We start from the raw sequence: 20001 nt of genomic DNA, 5'->3' as shown, positions 1-20001 counted from the left end.
ACCAATGTGGGAGCGGGCTTGCTCGCGAAAGCGGTGTACCAGTCAACATCAATGCTGAATGTTACATCCTCTTCGCGAGCAAGCCCGCTCCCACAGGGTTTTGCTGTGTATCAGAAACCGGCGTTACAGGTCGCCATAACCCAGCGAACGCAGTGCGCGTTCGTCGTCGGACCACCCACCCTTAACCTTGACCCACAGGTTGAGCATGATCTTGGAGTCGAACAGCAGCTCCATGTCCTTGCGCGCCTCGGTGCCGATGCGCTTGATGCGCTCGCCCTTGTCGCCAATGATGATTTTCTTCTGGCCATCACGCTCGACGAGGATCAATGCATGGATGTGCAGGGTTTTGCCCTGCTGCTTGAACTCTTCGATTTCGACGGTGATCTGGTACGGCAGCTCGGCGCCCATCTGGCGCATGATTTTCTCGCGCACCAGCTCAGCGGCAAGGAAGCGGCTGCTGCGGTCGGTGATCTGGTCTTCCGGGAAGAAGTGATCGTTTTCCGGCAGGTGCTCGGCAATCACCCGCTCCAGCGCATCGAGGTTGTGGCCGTGCTGCGCCGAAATCGGGATGATCTGCGCGTTCGGCAACTGCTCCTGCAACCAGCTCAGGTGCGGCATCAGTTCGGCCTTGTCTTCGATGCGGTCGGTCTTGTTCAACGCAACGATCAGCGGACCGGTCACGTACTGGACGCGCTCGAGGACCATCTGGTCTTCTTCGGTCCACTTGGTGCGGTCGACCACGAAGATCACCACGTCGACGTCTTTCAACGCCGCCGAAGCGGTCTTGTTCATGTAGCGGTTCAGGGCCTTCTCGCCACCCTTGTGCATGCCCGGAGTGTCGACGTAGATCGCCTGTACATCGCCTTCGGTCTTGATGCCGAGCATGTTGTGGCGGGTGGTTTGCGGCTTGCGCGAGGTGATCGCCAGCTTCTGACCCAGGATGTGGTTCAGCAGCGTGGACTTGCCCACGTTGGGACGGCCGACGATGGCAACATAGCCACAGCGAGTTGCGTTTGTATCAGTCATTGCCATTCTCCACACCCAGGGCAATCAGTGCTGCGGCGGCCGCTACCTGTTCGGCAATACGACGGCTCACACCCTGACCTCGGCTTTTTTCATTCAGTAAGATGATTTCGCATTCGACGAAGAACGTCCGGCAATGCGGCTCACCCTGGATATCCACCACTTCGTAACGCGGCAGTTCGCAACCACGAGACTGCAGGAACTCCTGCAGGCGGGTTTTTGGATCTTTGTTGGTGTCGACCAGCGTCAGGCCTTCGAACTCACCGGCCAGCCAGGCGAGCACGCGCTCACGGGCCACTTCCATGCCAGCGTCCAGATAGATCGCGCCGATCAACGCTTCCAGGGCATCGGCCAGAATCGACTCGCGGCGAAAACCGCCGCTTTTCAGCTCGCCCGAGCCCAGGCGCAGGTAATCGCCAAGATCGAATCCACGGGCCAGTACGGCCAGGGTCTCACCTTTGACCAGGCGTGCGCGCAAACGCGACAGCTGGCCTTCGCGGGCCAGCGGGAAGCGATCGAACAGCGCCTCGCCGGCGACGAAGTTGAGGATGGCGTCACCGAGGAATTCCAGGCGTTCGTTGTTACGCCCGGCAAAACTGCGGTGAGTCAGGGCCAGGACCATCAGTTCCTGATCCTTGAAGGTGTAGCCGAGCTGACGCTCGAGACGGCTTAAGGAGGCGCTCACGGTTTACCCACGCTGAGTTCGTGGCTGGATTCCACCGCCATCGCCGAGGTGCGGCGCAGGCTTGGGACAATTAACGCTGTGTTCAAAAATTACGTCCTGAATATCATTGTTTTCATGCCTCTGTCGCCGAATATGCCGACTCCAGAAATGCATTCGGCGCTGTGTTCAACAGCGCCGTGTTTGATTACTTGATCAGGCCAACCCGCGAGAAGTTCGGCAGGTGACTGAGTTTTGGTTCCGGCCAGCTCATCCAGACTGCGAAGGCCTTGCCGACGATATTCTTGTCGGGAACCATGCCCAGCAGATCCTTGGGAATGCTCGGATCATCCCAAAAGCGACTGTCGTTGGAGTTGTCGCGATTGTCGCCCATCATGAAGTAGTGCCCGGCCGGCACGGTCCACGAATGGTCCGGCATGACGCGGTAGCGGGTCATTTCCTTGCGGATCAGGTGCTCGGCAACGCCGAGTTTTTCCTTGTAGAGCGCAGCGCTGCCCAGGGTACCCGGTTCGTTACCGATCAGCTGTTCGGCGATCGACTCACCGTTGACGAACAGTCGTTTGTCGGCCGTATAACGAATCTGATCACCCGGCAGGCCCACTACACGCTTGATGTAGTTGACGTTCGGATCGCTCGGGTAACGGAACACCATCACATCACCGCGCTGCGGATCACCGACATCGATGATCTTCTTGTCGACCACCGGCAAGCGGATCCCGTAGGAAAACTTGCTCACCAGAATGAAGTCGCCAACGTCCAGGGTCGGTTTCATCGAGCCGGAAGGAATCTGGAACGGTTCCACCAGGAACGAACGCAGCACCAGCACGATGAACAGCACCGGAAAGAACGACTTGCCGTATTCGACCAGCAGCGGCTCCTTGTTCAGTTTTTCGACCACCACGATATCAGGCTGGCTGACGCTGCCCTGATAGGAGGCGATGGCGGCGCGACGACGCGGCGCCAGAAAAAGCAGATCGAGCAACGCCAACAGGCCGCAGACGAACACGGCGATGACCAGCAACAGCGGGAAATTTAGTGACATAGGACCTAACTATCCAACCTGAGCACTGCAAGGAAGGCTTCCTGTGGAATTTCCACGTTGCCGACCTGCTTCATGCGTTTTTTACCGGCCTTTTGCTTTTCCAGCAGTTTCTTCTTACGACTGACGTCACCGCCGTAGCATTTGGCCAATACGTTCTTTCTGAGCGCCTTGACGGTTGTACGCGCCACAATCTGCCCGCCAATGGCGGCCTGGATTGCCACGTCGAACATCTGCCGCGGAATCAGTTCTTTCATCTTCTCGGTCAACTGGCGACCTTTGTAGTGCGCATTGTCACGGTGAACGATCAGCGCCAGGGCGTCGACCTTGTCACCGTTGATCAGCACATCCAGTTTCACCAGACTAGCCGATTGGTAACGATCGAAGTGGTAGTCCAGCGAAGCATAGCCGCGACTGGTTGACTTCAGGCGATCGAAGAAGTCCAGGACCACTTCGTTCATCGGCAAGTCGTAGGTCACCTGGACCTGAGTGCCGAGGAACAGCATGTCGACCTGCACACCACGTTTTTCGATGCACAGGGTAATGACGTTGCCCAGGTGCTCTTGCGGCACAAGAATGTTGGCGCGCACGATCGGTTCACGCATGTCTTCGATCGAAGACAGGTCCGGCAGTTTCGACGGGTTATCGACGTAGATCGTCTCACCGGTCTTGAGCAGCAGCTCGAAGATTACCGTCGGTGCGGTGGTAATCAGGTCCAGGTCGTACTCGCGCTCAAGGCGCTCCTGGATGATCTCCATGTGCAGCATACCGAGGAAGCCGCAACGGAAGCCGAAGCCCAGGGCGTCGGAGCTCTCCGGGGTGTACTGCAGCGACGAGTCGTTCAGGGTGAGCTTTTGCAGCGCTTCACGGAAGTCTTCGAAGTCGTCGGAGCTGACCGGGAACAGGCCGGCGTAGACCTGCGGCTGAATGCGTTTGAAACCTGGCAGTACGTCAACGTCCGGGGTCGAGCTCAAGGTCAGGGTATCGCCCACTGGCGCACCGTGAATGTCCTTGATGCCGGCGATGATGAAGCCCACTTCGCCAGCCTTCAGGTCAACGGTGGCGGTGTGTTTCGGGTTGAACACACCGACGCTGTCCACCAGGTGGATCTTGCCGGTGGACTTGACCAGAATCTTGTCGCCCTTCTTCACGCGGCCGTGGCGTACACGCACCAGGGACACAACGCCCAGGTAGTTGTCGAACCAGGAGTCGATGATCAACGCTTGCAGCGGATCTTCGATGTTGCCGGTCGGCGCGGGAATGGTGGTGACCAGGCGTTCGAGCACTTCATCGACGCCCAGACCGGTCTTGGCACTGCAAGTGACCGCGTCGGTGGCATCGATGCCGATGATTTTTTCGATTTCTTCCTTCACACGGTCCGGATCGGCCTGTGGCAGGTCGATCTTGTTCAGCACCGGCATCACTTCCAGACCCTGCTCGATCGCCGTGTAGCAGTTGGCAACCGATTGTGCTTCAACACCTTGACCGGCGTCGACCACCAGCAGCGCGCCTTCACAGGCCGCCAGCGAACGACTGACTTCATAGGTGAAGTCAACGTGGCCGGGGGTGTCAATGAAGTTCAACTGGTAGTTGATACCATCGCGGGCTTTGTAATACAGAGTAACGCTGTGCGCCTTGATGGTGATCCCGCGCTCACGCTCCAGATCCATGGAGTCCAGGACCTGGGCTTCCATTTCGCGCTCGGCCAGGCCGCCGCACATCTGGATGAAGCGATCGGCCAGCGTCGACTTGCCATGGTCAATGTGGGCGATGATGGAGAAATTGCGGATATGACTCAAATCACTCACGGATCAACACTCAAAAAGGCTGCAGGCATAGCCCGCCGAAAAATAGCCGCGAATTGTACCTGATCCACGGTGCCAGCGTCACGTTCACAGGTCAGACGGCACATACAAAAACGCCCCGGCCTTGCGGCAGGGGCGTTTTTTTATCGACAACGAGGGCGCAAAAGCCCCAGATCAACCGGCGCGACGCAACATCCAGAGCCCGGCCAAGGCACAGATACCGGCCGGAACCAGCACCGCCAGCAATGGCGGGAAACCGAACACCAGGCTCGAAGGGCCCAGCAAATCCTGGACGATACGGAAGGTGAAGCCCACCAGGACACCGGTGAACACCCGCTGGCCGAGGGTCACCGAGCGCAGCGGACCGAAGATGAAGGAGATCGCCATCAACACCAGGGCGGCAGTGACCAATGGCTGCAACACCTTGACCCAAAATGCCAGCCAGTAACGGCCATTGTTCAGCCCCTGGTCTGCCAGATAGTGGATGTAACCCCAGAGACCGCTGATCGACAACGACTCTGGCGCCATGACCACGGTACTCAGCAGCTGCGGGCTAAGTGCAACATCCCAGCGCTCGACAGGCGCCGTCACCACTTCCGTACGCTTTTCGTGGAACAGCGTGGTGGTGACATCCGTCAACTGCCAGTGATCGGTGTCGAATTCCGCGCGCTTGGCGAAGCTCGCCGACAACATGTGCCGTTCGTTATCGAAGCGATAGCGGGTGACGCCGTACAGGATACCGTTGGGTTGCACCGAGTTGACGTGAATGAACTCGTCACCCTGGCGGTGCCACAAGCCATGCCTGGCGCTTTGTGCGTCGCCACTGCCCTGGGCCAGCGAGCGATTGGCCTGCGCCACGGTTTCGGTGGCCGGCGCGACATACTCGCCGATCAACACACCGACCAGCATCAACACCAGCATGGGCTTCATGACCGCCCAGACGATTCGCCCGATCGACACGCCGGCGGCACGCATGATGGTCAATTCACTGTTGCTGGCCAGACTGCCGAGGCCGATAAGGCAACCGATCAAGGCCGCCATTGGCAGCATGTCGTACAGACGACGCGGTGCGGTCAGCATTACGTAACTCAGGACATCGACCAAGGTGTAGGAATCGCTGACTTCGCTCATCTCGTCAATGAAGGCAAACAATGTCGCCAGGCCGAGGATGATCCCCAGTACCGCCAGGATCGCCATGAACACGCTGCTACCGATGTAGCGATCGAGCTTAACCACGGGCCACCTCCCGCGCGCTGCGACGACTCGCCAGCTTCAGGCACAGGGTTTCCCAGTAGAGCAGGCCCAGGCCAATGGCCAGGAATATCCCGTGCACCCACCACAACCCCACCGAAGTCGGGATCTTGCCCTTTTCCAGGGCGCCGCGAGCGGCAATCAGGATAGACAGGTAAGCCATATAAAGAAGAATCGCCGGCAGCAACTTGAGGAATCGGCCCTGACGCGGGTTGACCCGCGACAGAGGCACCGCCATCAAGGTCACGATGAAGACCAGCAATGGCAGAGACAGACGCCATTGCAGTTCAGTGTGGGAACGAATGTCATCGCTGCCAATCAGCGAACTGGTGGGCATCGCGTCACGATCGGTGACTTCGTCGCTCACATCCGGTTTTGGCAGCAGGACACCGTACTCCTCGTACTTGATCGCCCGGTAGTCGGCCTGCCCGGGATTACCGTCATAACGGTAACCGTTGTCGAGGATCAGGTAGCGATTGCCGTCAGGGCGGATTTCCTGACGGCCCTTTTCAGCCACCAGTACGGAAATGCCCCGGTCTTTCTTGTCGGAACTGATGTTTTTCTGCGAGATGAAGACACTGCCCAGGTTGATGCGATCATCCGACAAGGTCTCGGTGTAGGTCACCCGGGTGCCGTCACGCAGGGACTGGAAGCGGCCCGGCTCCAGGGTATCGAACTCGGTCAGGGCGTCCTGCTTGTTGAGCAGCAACTGAAACTGATTGGCCCCCTGCGGCGCCAGGCTCAGGCTCAACCATGCCACCACCAGTGCAACCAGCGTGGCTGGAAACAGGGTCATGCAAAACAGGCGCTGCTGGCTCATGCCCGTGGCCGACAACACCGTCATTTCACTTTCAAGATACAACCGGCCATAAGACAGCAGGATCCCGAGAAACAGCCCCAGAGGCAGGATCAGCTGAAGGAAACCGGGCAGACGAAACCCCATGATCAGGAACAATGAGCCCGGATCCAGCAGGCCCGCAGCGGCCTGGGCGAGGTATTTGATGAAGCGACCACTCATGATGATGACCAGCAGCACGGCGCTGACGGCGCTCAAGGTCAACAGGACTTCGCGGGATAAATAACGGAAGACAATCAAACCAGACACTCCAGGGTTGTCAGGCTAAGGCGGCCAAACAAGCAAACGTATCAGACAGCCCACAAGACAGAGCCGCCGAAAAAGATTGCGCATTATCCTGTGATTGAGCGCGCCTGTCACTGCGCAATGCACTGGTGCGGACGCAGGCGCGAGCTTGCTCAAGATGTCGCCAACGATAATGTGTAGAACCTGAAACCCCGCGGCGGTCTCGGGTTCTTCGCGAGCAGGCTCGCTCCTACAATAGTACAACCGAGGGTTGTCAGGCGCCGGTAGCGAGGTTCAAACTGCGGCCTTTGTCGCCGACAGTCATTGGCGCCTTTCTATTTTATGAGCAAGCGACGCACACCCAGTGCCGGGCGCTTGCGCATTCACCAACAATGCAGGGACCCGGACATGGAACTGGTTGTAAAAAGCGTCAACCCGGAAACATTGAAAACCGCCACCCTGGTAGTGGCCGTCAGCGAAGGCCGCAAGCTCGGTGCCGTTGCCCGGCAAATCGACGAACTGAGCGGCGGCGCAATCAGCGCCGTGCTCAAGCGTGGCGACCTGGCCGGCAAAGTCGGCCAGAGCCTGTTGCTGCACAGTCTGCCGAACCTCAAGGCCGAGCGCGTGTTGCTGGTGGGCGTAGGCAAGGACGATGAACTGGGTGACCGCCCCTTCCGCAAAATCATCGCCGGCATCCTCAACACCCTCAAGGGCCTGGGCGGCAGCGATGCGGTGCTGGCACTGGATGAAGTCGTGGTCAAAGGCCGCGACAGCTATGGCAAGACTCGCCTGCTGGCGGAAACCCTGGTAGACGGCGAGTACAGCTTCGACCAGTTCAAGAGCCAGAAAGCCGAACCGCGCGCCCTGAAGAAAATTACCCTGGTGACCATCAAGGCCGCTCAGGCCGAAGTGCAGCGCGCCGTGAATCATGGCACCGCGATCGCCAACGGCATGGCCTTCACCCGCAACCTGGGCAACCTGCCGCCGAACATCTGCCACCCGACCTTCCTCGGCGAGCAAGCCAAGAGCCTGGGCAAAGAGTTCAAGGAACTGAAAGTCGAAGTACTCGACGAGAAGAAGATCAAGGACCTGGGCATGGGTTCCTTCTACGCCGTGGGCCAGGGCAGTGCCCAGCCACCGCGCCTGATCGTCATGCAATACAACGGCGGCAAGAAATCCGAGAAGCCATACGCACTGGTCGGCAAAGGCATCACTTTCGACACCGGCGGCATCAGCCTGAAACCCGGCGCCGGCATGGATGAAATGAAGTACGACATGGGCGGCGCCGCCAGCGTGTTCGGTACCCTGCGTGCCGTGCTCGAACTGAAGCTGCCTATCAACCTGGTGTGCATCCTGGCTTGCGCCGAGAACATGCCGAGCGGCAACGCTTCGCGTCCGGGCGACATCGTCACCACCATGAGCGGCCAGACCGTGGAAATCCTCAACACCGACGCCGAAGGCCGCCTGGTGCTGTGCGACGCCCTGACCTACTCCGAGCGCTTCAAGCCACAAGCGGTGATCGACATCGCCACCCTGACCGGTGCCTGCATCGTAGCCCTGGGTTCCCACACGTCGGGCCTGCTGGGCAATAACGACGAACTGATCGGCCAACTGCTCAGCGCCGGCAAGGCTGCCGACGACCGCGCCTGGCAACTGCCGCTGTTCGATGAGTACCAAGAGCAACTGGACAGCCCGTTCGCCGACATCGCCAACATAGGCGGCCCGAAAGCCGGCACCATCACGGCCGCCTGCTTCCTGTCGCGCTTCACCAAGAACCTGAACTGGGCGCACCTGGACATCGCCGGCACCGCCTGGACCAGTGGCGGCAAGGACAAGGGCGCCACTGGCCGTCCGGTTCCGTTGCTGACCCAGTACCTGCTGGACCGCGCCAAAGCCTGAAACCAATGACCCTGGGCGGCGTTGCGTTCGAGCAACGCCGCCCAGGGCTCAGGAACCGCAATGACCAAAGTCGACTTCTATATCCTGCCAAGCGCCGATCCTTCGGCGCGGCTCGATTTCGCCTGCAAGCTCACCGAAAAAGCCTGGCGCATGGGCCACCGTATCTACCTGCATTGCAGCGACGCGACCCAGCGTGATGATCTCGACGCACGCCTGTGGGCGTTCAAGGGCGAAAGCTTCGTGCCCCATGGTCCCGTCGAAAGCGAACCAGAGGGCTTGATCAGCCTGGGCTTTGGGGACGACTGCGGTCAGCACCAGGACCTGCTGGTCAACCTTGACCTGAAAGTCCCGGCCTTCGCCCAGCGTTTCGCCCGCGTGGCGGAAGTGGTGGTGGAAGATCCGGCGATTCGCCAGGCCGCGCGGGAGAGTTTCCGTTTCTACCGCGAACAGGGCTATCCTCTGCAAGATCACCGTCTACAGCGACTCTGAGCATTCCGATGGACACTCCAAAACCGCTGCAACAGTCTGCGCACCTGCTGGACGACCTCGAGTCGATCCGCCAGTTGCTCGGCGATGACAACCTGCAACCGCCCCTGCTGACCGACACGGTCGAGGACAGCGACCAGGAACAGATTCCCATGTTGTTCGATGCGGTCACCGAACCGCCGCAACCGGTCGTACCGACAGCCCCGGCACCAGAGGCCGCACCGGCACCTGCGCCAGGTGCCAGCCAGAATCCCGATGCCCTGCTGCATCTGGACAGCGAACTGCGCGCGGCCGCGCAATTGATCATGCAAGACGTGATCGACGATTTCGCCCCGCACATAGAAACCGAGATCAAGCGCCGCCTCAATGCGCGGCTGGAGCGGTTGTTGAGTCAGTACAACGACTGACAGAACGCAACTACTGTAGTGAGGGGCTTACTGTGGCGAGGGGGCTTGCCCCCGCTCGGCTGCGAAGCAGTCGCAAACTCAGGCACCCTGATCTGACTGAAACAAAACCGGGGTGGCTTCGCCACCCAACGGGGCGGTGCCGCGGTCCGACAAGCCCCCTCGCCACAGCAAGCCCCCTATCCACAAATAGTATTCAGGTGCTCAAGTAGCGCCCAATCAAGGCAATTCCGCTGGCCAGCACCAGCCAGGTCACCAGGCGCACGAACGCCTCGCGCGACAGCTTCATGGTCAGCCGTCGGCCGATCCACAGCCCCAGCGCCATGGCCGGCAGCAGACACAACGCCAGCGCCAGCAACGGCAAATCGGCATACACACCCGCTATCACGAACAGGCTCAACCGCACCACGGTGCTGCAACTGATCAATGCACTCTGGGTCGCCCGCGCCGCCTCTTTGGACAAACGACTGTTCAGATAGATCGCATACAAAAAACCGCCACTGCCGAACAACGCGCCAAACATCCCGCCTACCGTACCCATCGGCACTGCCCATGCTGCGGACAATTGCGTCGGCCGGGTTTTGACACCCAGGCTGTAGATCGCATAGGCGCTGATAAACAGCCCCATCAACAGCAGCAACAAATCCGACTTGAGATTCAGCAGGAAAATCACCCCCAGAGTGCAGCCCACCGCCATGCACGGCAGCAAACGCAGCAACTCCGGCCTGGCCACATCACGCCGCGAAGGCAGCAGATTGCCGAAAGCCGCGACGAAATCCAGCAACACCAGCAGCGGTACGATCTTCGACAGCGGCATAAACAGAATCAGAATCGGCCCGGCCACCAGCGCGGTGCCGAATCCGGCAATGCCAAACACGATGTAAGCCAGGGCGATGCCCGCCCCGATGATCAGCCAGTCCATGGCGCCGAACGGCCATTGCCCCAGCAACGTCAATACGCTCATTGCAGCGTTCCTCTATTTAAGTTCGCTGACTTTAGCCATCGCCGAGCGTTGCGACTAATATCATCAAAGCCACCCACCCATCTCAAAAAGGCATCTCTTGTGCTTTCAATCCGGCAACTGCGTTACTTCGTAGAAATCGCTGAGTGCGGCAGTTTTGGGGCCGCAGCCGAGCGTCTGTTCATCGCCCAGTCGGCGCTGAGTCGACAAATCAAGGACATGGAAGCGCACCTGCAAACCCCGCTCTTTGAACGTACTGCACGCAGACCCCAGCTCACACCTGCGGGGGAAGCTTTTTTACCCCGAGCCAAAAATCTGTTGAGCGAACTGATCAAGGCCAGCGAAATGGCCACCAAGATCGGTAGTGGCCAAACCGGTACCTTACGCCTGAGTCATTCCAGCACGGTGCCCATGAGCGGCCGACTGTTACGCAGTGTCAGCGATTATCTTGAACATCATCCCGGTGTATCCATGGACATCGCTCAGTTGTCTTCCGAAGCGCAACTGCAAGAATTGGCAGACGGTCGACTGGATATCGGTCTATTGCGTTTGCCGGTGCTCCGCCAGTGCGAAGAAATACAGATTGAGGTGCTTTACGAGGAGCCTTTGCTGGTGGCAGTTCCGCCCGATCACTGGTTGGCCGGGGACATACCCGGGCAGCCAATCAACCTGGGACAGTTGCGTGACGAAGAGTTTATTTCTATCCCTCACCCCCAACGAGGAGGGCTTAGCTACCTGTCTGCCCAGTTGTGCATGCGCCAGGGTTTCTTTCCCAAAGCAGCTCGGGTGATGTCGCGTAAAACCACGCAACTGCAATTAATCCAGGCGGGATTTGGTATCGCCCTTTTGCCGGAATCAATGCAGGACATTGCGCCACCCGACGTCCATTTCCTGCCACTGGCAGACCCCGACAGCCATAGCAGCGTCGCCTTGGCATACCGCAAACACCCAACGACGCTGGTTCAACAGTTCATCGATCATTTGGTCATATAGGGATCGTGCATTCACTTGGAAAATGCCTTTAAACTGCGCCCCATGATTAAAGATCCCTTTGCAAGACTCGGCCTCGACCGCGAGGTCCTGACCGTCAGCCAGCTCAACGGCCGCGCGCGGGTGCTGCTCGAAGACGTGTTCAGCAATATCTGGGTCGAAGGTGAAATCTCCAACCTCGCCCGCCCGGCGTCCGGCCATGTCTACTTCACCCTCAAGGACAGCGGCGCCCAGGTGCGTTGCGCGCTGTTCCGGCAGAACGCGGCACGGGTTCGCCAGGCGTTGAAAGACGGCCTGGCGGTCAAGGTGCGCGGCAAGGTCTCGTTGTTCGAGGGCCGCGGCGATTACCAACTGATCCTCGATACCGTGGAGCCAGCTGGCGACGGCGCGTTGCGCCTGGCCTTCGAGGCGCTGAAGGAAAAGCTCAGCGCCGAAGGTTTGTTCAGTGCCGAGCGCAAGGTGCCGCTGCCGGCACATCCGCAACGCATCGGCATCATCAGCTCGCCCACCGGCGCCGTGATCCGCGACATCATCAGCGTGTTCCGCCGCCGGGCACCGCAGGTGCAGTTGACGCTGATTCCCACTGCCGTACAGGGGCGCGAAGCCACCGCACAGATTGTCCGCGCCCTGAAGCTGGCCGACGCCCGTGGCTTTGACGCACTGATCCTGGCCCGGGGCGGCGGCTCCCTGGAAGACCTCTGGTGCTTCAACGAGGAAACCGTGGCCCGTGCCGTGGATGCCTGCGTGACTCCGATCGTCAGCGCCGTCGGCCATGAAACCGATGTTTCAATCAGTGACTTCGTAGCCGACGTACGCGCGCCAACGCCCTCCGCCGCCGCCGAACTGCTGGCTCCGGACTCCAGCGATCTGGTACGCCGGGTCGAAAACTTGCACCGGCGCCTGGTAATGCGCATGCGCGATCGCCTGATGCGCGATCGCCTGCGCCTGGAAGGTATCTCGCGTCGATTGCGTCATCCGGGCGAACGCCTGCGCCAGCAAGCACAACGCCTGGACGATCTGGACATGCGTATGCGGCGCGCCTTCGAGCGCAGTCTCAACACCCGTCGCGAGCGGCTGATCCGTCTCGAAACCCGCCTGGCCGGGCAACATCCCGGTCGGCAACTGGCGATGCTGCGTCAACGCCTCGACAGCCTTGCCGAACGCCTGCCCCGCGCTATCCGCGAGGGCTTGAAAAGCCGCCGCCTGCAACTGCAAAGCCAGATGCAGACGTTGCACGTGGTCAGCCCTCTGGCGACCCTCGGCCGTGGCTACAGCATTTTGCTCGACGAGCGCGGCAACGTAATCCGCAACGCCGGCCAAACTCATACCGGCCAACGCCTTAAGGCCAAGCTGGGTGACGGCGAACTGCAGGTGCGGGTCGAAGACAATCACCTGACGCCCGTCACCCTCTCTTTACTGGACTGATCCATGCCGCGTTTTTTTGCTTCGTTGCTACTGCTGTGCCTGACCTTCAACGCCCATGCTGACAGCTACATCACCCGCCTGTTGAACAAGCCGGTGCCGGGCGGCGTGGCCGTCGTGGACTTGGGCGCGTCCGTGCAAGCGCCGAAAGCCAGCTACCAGGGCAAACCGGTGCTGGTGGTCAAGGAACAGAACAACTGGCTGGCGATTGTCGGCGTACCGCTGACGGTCAAGCCGGGTGCCCAGTCCATCAGCAGCGGCGGTCGCAACCTGAGTTTCACGGTCGGAGCCAAGAAATACCCGGAACAGCGCATCACCCTGAAAAACACTCAGCAGGTCAATCCTGACCCGGAGAACCTCAAGCGCATCGAGCGCGAATTGGCGGAGCAGATTGCCGCTTATCGCACCTTCAGCCCGAACACCCCAAGCAACCTGTTGCTCGACAAACCGGTCAACGGCCCGCTGTCGAGCAAGTTCGGCGTGCGCCGTTTCTTCAACGGTGAAGAGCGCAACCCTCACTCTGGCCTGGATTTCGCCGTGGGCGCTGGCACACCGATCAAGACCCCGGCCGCCGGCAAGGTGATTCTGATCGGCAATTACTTCTTCAATGGCAACACGGTATTTGTTGACCACGGCCAGGGCTTTATCAGCATGTTCTGCCACATGTCGAAGATTGACGTGAAGGTCGGCCAGCAACTGGCCCGTGGCGGCGTGGTGGGGAAAGTCGGTGCGACCGGCCGGGCAACCGGGCCGCATATGCATTGGAATATCAGCCTGAATGATGCGCGGGTGGATCCGGCGATTTTCATTGGGGCGTTCCAGCCTTAACTCTCTAGTGAGACTGATGGCCTGATCGCGGGCAAGCCCGCTCCCACAGGGACTGGAGGCGTACATAAATTCCATGAACACCATCGCCCACTGTGGGAGCGGGCTTGCCCGCGAAGACGGCAGTCGAATCACCCGATAAATCCAAGGTTCCCCCAGCCTCGCCGACCTGAATCCCCTTTTTCTTAATTGCGCACCACTCAAACCTAGCGCAAACAACACAACAATCGCATAAAATTGAAGCAATAAAATCGCGATAAACACTCGCCCACGAGAATTCCTCTCAATTTTTTTCGACTGCTTGCCATCCTCAACCACGGCGGTTAGGGTTGAAGGCATGAAAACCTCTCACACCCTCATTCAGCTTCGTCAGCACCGCAGCCTGTGCCTTGTCAGCGCACGACTACCGGGCTGAATCGCAGTGCCTCGTCCCAAGCGTTATTCCAAGAACATTTGATCCACCGGCAGGCCGCCTTTTTTCGGCCCACACAATAAGGATTACCCGATGAGCATGCTCAAAGACCCGTCTTCGAAATACCGCGCGTTCCCGACCATCGATATCCCGGACCGCACCTGGCCATCGAAAACCATCACTGCCGCGCCAATCTGGTGCAGTTCCGACCTGCGCGATGGCAACCAGTCGCTGATCGAGCCGATGGACGCGGTCAAGAAGCTGCGCTTCTGGAAAACCCTGGTGCAAGTCGGCGTGAAGGAAATCGAAGCTTCGTTCCCGGCCGCCTCGCAAACCGACTTCGACTTCGTGCGTACCCTGATCGAAGGCAACCACATCCCGGACGACACCACCATCCAGGTGCTGACCCAGGGCCGTGAAGACCTGATCGCGCGCACCTTCGAATCCCTGCGTGGCGCGAAGAAAGCCATCGTTCACCTGTACAACGCAACCTCCCCTTCCTTCCGCCGCATTGTCTTCAACCAGGACAAGGACGGGATCAAGGAAATCGCCGTCAGCGCGGCCAAGCTGTTCGTCAAATACGCCGCCCAGCAGCCGGAAACCCAGTGGACTTTCGAGTACTCGCCGGAAACCTTCAGCGCCACCGAGCTTGAGTTCGCCAAGGAAGTCTGCGACGCGGTGATCGAAGTCTGGAACCCGACGCCCGAGCACAAGATGATCCTCAACCTGCCGGCCACCGTCGAATGCGCGACCCCGAACATTTATGCCGACCAGATCGAGTGGTTCGGCCGTCACATCAACCGTCGTGACAGCGTGATCATCAGCCTGCACACCCACAACGACCGTGGCACCGGCGTGGCCGCCACCGAGTTGGGCCTGATGGCCGGCGCTGACCGTGTCGAAGGCTGCCTGTTCGGCAACGGCGAGCGTACCGGCAACGTTGACCTGGTGACCGTGGCGCTGAACCTCTACACCCAGGGCGTTCATCCTGAACTGGACTTCTCCGATATCGACGGCGTGCGCAAAGTCGTCGAAGAGTGCAACCAGATCCAGGTGCACCCGCGTCACCCGTACGTTGGCGACCTGGTCCATACCGCGTTCTCCGGCTCGCACCAGGATGCAATCCGCAAGGGCTTCGCCCAGCAGAAACCGGATGCACTGTGGGAAGTGCCGTACCTGCCGATCGACCCGGCCGACATTGGCCGCAGCTACGAGGCAGTGATCCGCGTCAACAGCCAGTCGGGCAAGGGCGGCATCGCTTATCTGCTGGAACAGGAATACGGCATCAACTTGCCGCGCCGCATGCAGATCGAGTTCAGCCAGGTCGTGCAGCGTGAAACCGATCGCCTGGGCCTTGAGATGACCGCCCAGCAGATCCACGCACTGCTGCACAGCGAATACTTGCAGGCAAACACCCCGTACGCGCTGGTCAGCCACCGCCTTCAGGAAGAAAACGGCAACAGTGCCGTCGAAGTCGAAGTCGCCGGCAAAGGCCAGGGCGAGACCAACCTGCACTGGCGCGGCAAGGGCAACGGCGCCCTGGAAGCCCTGGTGGCCGGCCTGCCGATCCCGGTGGAAATCATGGACTACAACGAGCACGCGATCGGTGCCGGGACCAATGCCAAGGCTGCGGCCTACATTGAACTGCGGGTGAACGGTGAACGCGCGGTCCACGGCGTGGGTATCGATGAAAATATCACCACCGCCAGCTTCAAGGCTCTGTTCAGCGCGCTGAATCGTTCGCTGAGCCAGCCGGAAGCTAAAGCGGCGTAAGCCATCGCTGAAACACAAAAGGCCCCGGGATGTGAATCTCGGGGCCTTTTTGTTTGTCTGGGATTTTTGTGTTGCCTGTTCTGGCGCCATCGCCAGCAGGCTGGCTCCCACAGGGGTATTGTGTTGTGAACACCGCCCACTGTGGGAGCCAGCCTGCTGGCGATGGGGTCCTGTCAGGCAGTGAAAATATCAGGTGAACTCGAAGGTATCGGCATCCAGGTTCGCCGGAAACCGCGTGCGATACGCCGCCAACTCCGCCGCATTCAGCACCACAGTGAACACCCCGTCCGCCTCACCGGCACCGAGCAAAGTCTCACCCTGGAAATCCAGGACCTGACTGTCGCCGGTATAGGCAAAACCCTTGCCGTCAGTGCCTATGCGATTGACCGCCGCCACATAGCACAGGTTCTCGATCGCCCGTGCCGGCAACAGGCGGTTCCAGTGCTGGCGTCGTGCGCCCGGCCAGTTCGCGGTGTACAGCAACAGGTCGGTGTCCTGGGCATCGCGACTCCACACCGGGAAGCGCAGGTCGTAGCAGATCAGCGGGCGTACACGCCAGCCCTTGAGCTCGAACTGCACCTGACGCTCGCCGGGGGTGTAATGGTTATGCTCGCCGGCCATGCGAAACAGATGGCGCTTGTCGTAATGCAGCACCTCGCCGTCCGGGCGCGCCCACAACAGGCGATTACGATGACTGCCGTCGGCGGCCTGAATGATGACACTGCCGGTGATCACCGCATCGAGCCTTAGCGCCTGGGCCCGCAGCCATTTGCTGGTGGGGCCGTTTTCCGCCTCGGCGAGGGTCTCGGATTCCATGGAGAAACCGGTGGTGAACATCTCTGGCAGGATGATCAAGTCCGCGCCACGAGCCTCATCCAGCAGGGGCTCGAAATGCTCCAGGTTGGCCTGGCGGTCATGCCAGGCCAGGGAAGTCTGGATCAACGCGACCGTCAGGTTGGGTAACGCACTCAGATCACGCATAGTTTTTCCGCCGCTTCTCGCAGGGTCTCCTCGCGCTTGGCGAAGCACAACCGCACCAGGCGCTGGCCTTCGGGCGGGGTCTGGTAGAACACCGAGATCGGAATGCTCGCCACCCCGTGTTCGCGGGTCATCCACAGCGCCATCTCGACATCATTGAGGTCCGGACGGATCTGCGAGTAATCGACCAGTTGGAAGTAGGTGCCGGTCACACGGGTGAATTTGAAGCGCGACGGCGCCAGCAGATCGCAGAACAGATCGCGTTTGGCCTGATAGAAGTCCGGCAACTCTTCGACATGCTGTGGCTGCTCGGCCATGAAATCGGCCAGGGCGTATTGCAGCGGGGTCACGCCGCAGAAGCTGACGTACTGATGCACCTTGCGCAGCTCCGCCGTCAGCGCCGGTGGGGCGACGACGTAGCCGGTTTTCCAGCCGGTGACGTGATAGGTCTTGCCGAAGGAACTGACAACGAAAGCACGCTGATACAGCTCTTGGTGATTCAGCACGCTGACGTGAGGTACGCCGTCGAATACCAGGTGCTCGTAGACTTCGTCGCTGAGGATATAGATGTCGCGATCACGAATCAGATCCGCCAACTGATCCAGCTCGGCACGGCTGATCAGCGCGCCGCTCGGGTTGTGCGGCGAGTTGAGAACAATCATCCGCGTGCGCGGGGTAATCGCATCAGCGAGTTTCTGGAAGTCGATGGAAAAATCATCGAGCCCGAGCTGCACATGCACGCAACGCCCGCCTGCCAGTTCAGTCGCCGGTTCGTAACTGTCGTAGCAAGGGTCGAACACGATCACTTCGTCGCCGCTGTGGATAACCGCCTGGATCGCACAGAAGATCGCCTGGGTAGCGCCGGGGGTTATCGTCACCTCGTTGTCGGCATCGACATTGACGCCATAGCTGCGCGCGATCTTCGCCGCCACTTGCTGACGCAACGCTGGCAAACCGGTCATTGGCGAATACTGGTTATGGCCGTTGGCAATGTGCCGGCCTACCGCATCGCACAGGGCCTGCGGAGCGTCGAAATCGGGGAAACCCTGGGACAGATTGAGCGCGCCGGTTTGCGCCGCGAGCTGAGACATCTGAGTGAAGATGGTGATGCCGACATTCGGCAGCTTACTGGTGATCATCGGTGGTTCCCTGCTCTACACCCGGCTCTACGGCGGCGCGGGGGAGTTCGAGGATAGCCCATCCGGCGCCCATAAAAAAAGGGCGCCAACCGGCGCCCTCCTTCTGATGATCAACACATAACCTTGTGGCGAGGGGGCTTGCCCCCGTTGGGTGGCGTAGCCGCCCTGAAACCATCCACGCGGTCTGTCAAAAAACCGCATTGCAGGTTTTACGACTGCTTCGCAGCCGAACGGGGCGATGCGGCGGTCCGACAAGCCCCCTCGCCACAATCCCCCCCACCACAAAAATGGAGTGCGGGTCTTGAATCAGCGCTTGTCGCGGCGCTTCTTGTCGGCCTTCTTGTGGTGCGACATCAAGCGACGCTTCTTGTTGACCTGGCGGTCGGTCAGCGAGTTCTTGTTGCCTTCGTACGGGTTTTCGCCGCCCTTGAACTCGATGCGGATCGGCGTACCGACCAGCTTCAACACACGACGGTAAGTGTTTTCCAGGTAACGCACGTAAGACTTCGGCACCTTCTCGATCTGGTTACCGTGAATCACGATGATCGGCGGGTTCGCGCCACCCAGGTGGGCATAACGCAGTTTGATCCGGCGATTGTTGACCATCGGTGGCGCGTGCTCACCGACAGCGTCTTCCAGAATCTGGGTCAGGCGGTTGGTCGGCCAGCGGGTGACCGCAGACTTGAACGAGTTCTGTACGGATGCGTAGAGGTTACCCACGCCAGTGCCGTGCAGGGCCGAGATGAAGTGGATGTCGGCGTAGTCAACGAAGAACAGACGACGCTGCAGCTCGACCTTGACGAAGTCGCGCTCGCTCGGCGTCATGCCGTCCCACTTGTTGATCGCGATAACCAGCGCACGACCCGACTCAATGGCAAAGCCCAACAGGTTGAGGTCGTGATCCACCACGCCTTCGCGGGCGTCCATCACGAAGATCACCACGTTGGCGTCTTTGATCGCTTGCAGGGTTTTGACCACGGAGAATTTTTCGACTTCTTCGTGGATCTTGCCGCGCTTGCGCACACCGGCGGTGTCGATCAGCGTGTACTTCTCTTCGTTACGCTCGAACGGGATGTAGATACTGTCGCGGGTGGTGCCCGGCTGGTCGTACACGATAACCCGGTCTTCACCGAGCATACGGTTGACCAGGGTCGACTTGCCGACGTTCGGACGGCCAATGATCGCGATCTTGATCCCGTCTTTTTCGCTCGGACCAGGAATGCGCTTGGCTTCCTCGCCTTCGGCAACGATCTCTTCCTCGCCTTCTTCCGGCTCTTCTTCGTCTTTCGGGAAGTCGCTCAGGGCGATTTCCAGCATCTGGGTGATGCCACGACCGTGAGCACCTGCGATCGGAATCGCGTGGCCCATGCCCAACGGAGCGAATTCGGCGCGGGCCATTTCAGGGTCGATGTTGTCGACCTTGTTGGCAACCACGTAGGAACGCTTGTTACGTTTGCGCAAATGCTCTGCGATCATCTGGTCGGCGGCGGTAAAACCGGCCTTGGCATCTACCAGGAACAGCACAACATCCGCTTCTTCAATGGCCAGCAGTGACTGCTCGGCCATTTTTTCGTCCATACCGTGCTCGTCACCGGAGATACCACCGGTGTCGACCAGAATGTAGGAACGCCCTTGCCATTTGGCCTCACCGTATTGGCGATCACGGGTCAGACCGGACAGGTCGCCGACGATGGCGTCGCGAGTCCTGGTCAGGCGGTTGAACAAGGTGGACTTGCCGACGTTCGGTCGGCCCACCAGGGCGATTACGGGAACCATGCGGCTCTCCACTTCGTTATTTCAGAAAATACAAAAGCCGCTGCTAGGCAGCGGC

General features: G+C 59.9%; 17 protein-coding genes. 7 read left to right on the top strand and 10 right to left on the bottom strand.

All coding sequences use genetic code 11. From position 1 onward, the window contains the following. Window positions 1-123: 123 nt before the first annotated feature. The 6 genes from era to lptF all read right to left on the bottom strand — a co-directional run bounded on the left by era (window position 124) and on the right by lptF (window position 6896). Entirely contained in the window at window positions 124-1026 is a 903-nt protein-coding gene (era, locus tag AC07OG_RS13940) for a GTPase Era (protein WP_007973959.1), read from the bottom strand. After that, entirely contained in the window at window positions 1019-1708 is a 690-nt protein-coding gene (gene rnc / locus AC07OG_RS13935) for a ribonuclease III (RefSeq protein WP_218424904.1), read from the bottom strand. Before rnc ends, era begins: the two co-directional genes overlap by 8 nt. A 184-nt stretch (window positions 1709-1892) precedes the next feature. Beyond that, window positions 1893-2747 (bottom strand): signal peptidase I, encoded by an 855-nt coding sequence (gene lepB, locus AC07OG_RS13930; RefSeq protein ID WP_495067287.1) that lies wholly within the window; start codon window positions 2745-2747, stop codon window positions 1893-1895. A 5-nt stretch (window positions 2748-2752) separates the two neighbouring features. Beyond that, window positions 2753-4552, bottom strand: a complete 1800-nt coding sequence (gene lepA, locus AC07OG_RS13925) for a translation elongation factor 4 (RefSeq protein ID WP_060543129.1) — start codon at window positions 4550-4552, stop codon at window positions 2753-2755. Between the two features lie 171 nt (window positions 4553-4723). Further along, entirely contained in the window at window positions 4724-5785 is a 1062-nt protein-coding gene (gene lptG, locus AC07OG_RS13920; RefSeq protein WP_495067286.1) for an LPS export ABC transporter permease LptG, read from the bottom strand. Next, window positions 5778-6896, bottom strand: coding sequence for an LPS export ABC transporter permease LptF (lptF, locus tag AC07OG_RS13915; protein ID WP_060543127.1), 1119 nt, complete (start codon window positions 6894-6896; stop codon window positions 5778-5780). The genes lptG and lptF overlap by 8 nt, the downstream gene beginning before the upstream one ends. A 393-nt stretch (window positions 6897-7289) precedes the next feature. Between lptF and AC07OG_RS13910 the strand changes: the two genes are divergently transcribed. From AC07OG_RS13910 to AC07OG_RS13900, 3 genes are read left to right on the top strand one after another with little or no spacing between them, the layout of a single operon-like run. Beyond that, window positions 7290-8780 carry a leucyl aminopeptidase gene (locus tag AC07OG_RS13910; RefSeq protein ID WP_218424906.1) on the top strand — a complete coding sequence of 497 codons (1491 nt, stop codon included), beginning with the start codon at window positions 7290-7292 and terminating at the stop codon, window positions 8778-8780. Window positions 8781-8840: 60 nt separating this feature from the next. Then, window positions 8841-9269 carry a DNA polymerase III subunit chi gene (locus AC07OG_RS13905; RefSeq protein ID WP_495067285.1) on the top strand — a complete coding sequence of 143 codons (429 nt, stop codon included), beginning with the start codon at window positions 8841-8843 and terminating at the stop codon, window positions 9267-9269. Window positions 9270-9277: 8 nt separating this feature from the next. Further along, window positions 9278-9673: a hypothetical protein gene (locus AC07OG_RS13900; RefSeq protein WP_060543124.1), complete on the top strand. Its 396-nt coding sequence runs from the start codon at window positions 9278-9280 to the stop codon at window positions 9671-9673. 193 nt (window positions 9674-9866) lie between these two features. Here AC07OG_RS13900 and AC07OG_RS13895 read toward each other — a convergent pair whose 3' ends face one another. Beyond that, a complete protein-coding gene (locus AC07OG_RS13895; protein ID WP_495067284.1) occupies window positions 9867-10634 on the bottom strand; it encodes a sulfite exporter TauE/SafE family protein in 768 nt (255 codons plus the stop codon). 99 nt (window positions 10635-10733) lie between these two features. Here AC07OG_RS13895 and AC07OG_RS13890 point away from each other — a divergent pair, with 99 nt between their 5' ends. From AC07OG_RS13890 to leuA, 4 genes are all read left to right on the top strand, one after another. Further along, a complete protein-coding gene (locus AC07OG_RS13890) occupies window positions 10734-11624 on the top strand; it encodes a LysR family transcriptional regulator (protein ID WP_495067327.1) in 891 nt (296 codons plus the stop codon). 42 nt (window positions 11625-11666) lie between these two features. After that, window positions 11667-13046, top strand: a complete 1380-nt coding sequence (xseA, locus tag AC07OG_RS13885) for an exodeoxyribonuclease VII large subunit (protein WP_495067283.1) — start codon at window positions 11667-11669, stop codon at window positions 13044-13046. A 3-nt stretch (window positions 13047-13049) separates the two neighbouring features. Next, window positions 13050-13871 (top strand): peptidoglycan DD-metalloendopeptidase family protein, encoded by an 822-nt coding sequence (locus tag AC07OG_RS13880; RefSeq protein ID WP_495067282.1) that lies wholly within the window; start codon window positions 13050-13052, stop codon window positions 13869-13871. A 502-nt stretch (window positions 13872-14373) separates the two neighbouring features. Further along, window positions 14374-16053, top strand: coding sequence for a 2-isopropylmalate synthase (leuA, locus tag AC07OG_RS13875; protein ID WP_218424912.1), 1680 nt, complete (start codon window positions 14374-14376; stop codon window positions 16051-16053). 189 nt (window positions 16054-16242) lie between these two features. Here leuA and AC07OG_RS13870 read toward each other — a convergent pair whose 3' ends face one another. The 3 genes from AC07OG_RS13870 to der all read right to left on the bottom strand — a co-directional run bounded on the left by AC07OG_RS13870 (window position 16243) and on the right by der (window position 19946). Next, window positions 16243-17034 (bottom strand): amidohydrolase, encoded by a 792-nt coding sequence (locus AC07OG_RS13870; RefSeq protein ID WP_060543118.1) that lies wholly within the window; start codon window positions 17032-17034, stop codon window positions 16243-16245. Further along, window positions 17022-18170 carry a pyridoxal phosphate-dependent aminotransferase gene (locus tag AC07OG_RS13865; protein ID WP_495067281.1) on the bottom strand — a complete coding sequence of 383 codons (1149 nt, stop codon included), beginning with the start codon at window positions 18168-18170 and terminating at the stop codon, window positions 17022-17024. The genes AC07OG_RS13870 and AC07OG_RS13865 overlap by 13 nt, the downstream gene beginning before the upstream one ends. A gap of 306 nt (window positions 18171-18476) precedes the next feature. After that, on the bottom strand, window positions 18477-19946 hold the full coding sequence (gene der / locus AC07OG_RS13860) for a ribosome biogenesis GTPase Der (RefSeq protein ID WP_060543116.1): 1470 nt from the start codon (window positions 19944-19946) through the stop codon (window positions 18477-18479). Window positions 19947-20001: the final 55 nt, after the last annotated feature.

Source organism: Pseudomonas sp. GW821-FHT09H03, assembly GCF_059415945.1.
This window is presented reverse-complemented; position numbering and strand designations above follow the sequence as displayed.